This window comes from Burkholderia pseudomultivorans, assembly GCF_902499075.1.
GTDB lineage: Bacteria > Pseudomonadota > Gammaproteobacteria > Burkholderiales > Burkholderiaceae > Burkholderia > Burkholderia pseudomultivorans.
Map to the genome: position 1 here is coordinate 1 of NZ_CABVPP010000127.1, position 1,834 is coordinate 1,834.

Annotated in this window: 3 protein-coding genes; all 3 read right to left on the bottom strand. The window is 68.3% G+C overall.

Going from position 1 to position 1,834, the window contains the following annotated elements:
* On the bottom strand, positions 1–341 hold a 341-nt coding region (locus BST28156_RS34420; RefSeq protein WP_496350121.1), incomplete at its 3' end, for a hydroxymethylglutaryl-CoA lyase-like TIM-barrel protein.
* A gap of 13 nt (positions 342–354) precedes the next feature.
* Positions 355–1,296 carry an acetaldehyde dehydrogenase (acetylating) gene (locus BST28156_RS34425; protein WP_174904572.1) on the bottom strand — a complete coding sequence of 314 codons (942 nt, stop codon included), beginning with the start codon at positions 1,294–1,296 and terminating at the stop codon, positions 355–357.
* Between the two features lie 13 nt (positions 1,297–1,309).
* On the bottom strand, positions 1,310–1,834 hold a 525-nt coding region (locus tag BST28156_RS34430; RefSeq protein WP_174904573.1), incomplete at its 5' end, for a fumarylacetoacetate hydrolase family protein.

Below are 1,834 nucleotides of genomic sequence, written 5' to 3' on the forward strand. Positions count from 1 at the left end.
TCGGTGCAGTGCGTCGCGACGCGCACGATGCGCGCGCCGGCGTCGTACGCGGCCTTCAGGTCGTGGATCGTGCCGATGCCCGGCAGCAGCAGCGTCGCGATCTTCGCGTGCGTGACCACGTCGGCCACCGCCTCGATCCATTCGAGATCGCTGTGCGCGCCGAAGCCGTAGTTGAAGCTCGAACCCTGCAGGCCGTCGCCGTGCGCGACCTCGATGCTTTCCACCTTCGCGCGATCCAGCGCGCGTGCGATGTCCTGCACGTTCGCGATCGAGTACTGATGCCGGATCGCATGGCTGCCGTCGCGCAGCGTGACGTCGGAGATATAGATTTTCTTGCTCATCGCCGGATGCTCCTTACGCGCCCACGCGCGCCTGCGCCATGCGTTCGGCGGTCGCGAGCGCGGCGGAAGTCATGATGTCGAGATTGCCCGCGTACGCAGGCAGGTAGTGCGCGGCGCCTTCGACTTCGACGAACACCGACGTCTTCAGCCCGCTGAAGCGGCCCAGGCCCGGGATATGGAGCGGCGCATGCGCCGGAATCTCGTCGAACTGCACCTTCTGCTTCAGCCGATAGCCGGGCACGTACGCGTGCACCTTCGCGACGGTGTCCTCGATCGACGCCTCGATCGCGTCGCGAGACGCGAGCGCGGACAGCGTATAGACGGTGTCGCGCATCATCAGCGGCGGCTCGGCCGGGTTCAGCACGATGATCGCCTTGCCCTTCGCCGCGCCGCCGACCGCCTCGATCGCCTTCGACGTCGTCTCGGTGAATTCGTCGATGTTCGCGCGCGTGCCGGGGCCGGCCGACCTGCTGCTGATCGACGCGACGATTTCCGCGTAGTGCACCGGTGCGACGCGCGACACGGCCGCGACGACCGGAATCGTCGCCTGGCCGCCGCAGGTGACCATGTTTACGTTCGGCGCGTCGATGTGCGCGTCGAGATTGACGACCGGCACGCAGTACGGGCCGATCGCGGCCGGCGTCAGGTCGATCATCCGGATCGACGGCCGGAGCGCGCGCAGCAGCGCGTCGTTGCGCACGTGCGCGCCGGCGGAGGTTGCGTCGAACACGAAGTCGATCCGGTCGAACACCGGCAGGCGCGTGAGCCCTTCGACGCCTTCGTGCGTGGTCGCGACGCCCAGGCGCGCGGCGCGCGCGAGACCGTCCGAGTTCGCGTCGATGCCGACCATTGCCGCCATTTCCAGATGCCTGCCATGACGGAGGATCTTGATCATCAGGTCGGTGCCGATGTTGCCGGAGCCGATGATCGCCACCTTGAGTTTTTCGGAAGCCATGCGAATGCCTCGGTTAAGCGGTGAAAGTTGCCCGGACGCTGCCGAGCCCGTCGATCTGCGCGACATAGGTGCCGGCCTCGCGCACCGCGACCATCGGGCCGAGCGCGCCGGTCAGCACCACGTCGCCCGCGCGCAGCGGCGTGCCCAGTTGCGCCATCCGGTCGGCCAGCCACACGGCCGCGTTCAGCGGATTGCCGAGGCACGCGGCGCCGCTGCCCTGGGACAGCACGTCGCCGTCGCGCGCGAGCGTCATCGCGCAGCCCGTCAGGTCGAGTTGCGACAGCGGCACCGGCCGGCTGCCGAGCACGAAGCGCGCGCTCGACGCATTGTCGGCGACCGTGTCGACGAAGCGGATGTTCCAGTTCTCGATGCGGCTGTCGACGACCTCGATCGCGGCCAGCGCATAGGCGCTCGCACGCAGGATGTCGGAGAAGGTGTGCCTGTCGTGCGTGAGATCGCGTTCGAGCACCAGCGCGATCTCGGCCTCGACCTTCGGCTGGATCAGCGTCGACAGCGGGATCGGCTCGCTGTCGCCGTA